Annotated in this window: 1 pseudogene; it reads right to left on the bottom strand. The window is 45.6% G+C overall.

The annotated features are described in order from the left end of the window. Positions 1-182: 182 nt before the first annotated feature. Positions 183-517: pseudogene (locus R7F64_RS24400) on the bottom strand (1-acyl-sn-glycerol-3-phosphate acyltransferase); the annotation flags it as partial.

Genomic DNA, 517 nt, shown 5'->3' with positions numbered 1-517 from the left:
TCTTTTTGGGTGGCAATAAGATAACCAAGTGGCCAAAGTATCTGACCTTAGGTGGCGCAGTCGCGCGTTAATTGGAGAGACAAAAAGAGATACGCAAAGACAAAAACACCTCGTTCAATACGAGGTGTTTTTCATTGGAGTAGTTGGATGCGCCTAACTCATTTGCGCAGCATACACAGCGACTAATCTTGGTTATTCACTGGGTTAGCGTAGCTCGCAACAAGATACGGTCTTGCGCCTTCTGGTAGCTGTTCTAGCTTATCAGCAAGCTGACGTTTCACCGCTTCTGTGATAATGCTTGAATCTTCACGACCTGCAGCAAGCAAGTTGATCGGATACAACTTATAGTTCTCGTGTATCTGACGGTCGATTTCATTCGCTAGCGATTCTGGCGTTTCAAACTCTTGCTCAATCACGTCACCAAATGCCACATGAACACGGCCTTTGTAGCCAACAATGCCTTGGATGATGCTTTCGATGTCTTCAAACTCGCCTTTTTCATAACGGCCGTTTTCTG

This window comes from Vibrio sp. Vb1980 (genome assembly GCF_033338615.1).
In the GTDB taxonomy this organism is placed as follows: Bacteria; Pseudomonadota; Gammaproteobacteria; order Enterobacterales; family Vibrionaceae; genus Vibrio; species Vibrio alginolyticus.
Note: the sequence above shows the minus strand (reverse complement) of the source record. Positions and strands in the feature narration are given on the sequence as shown.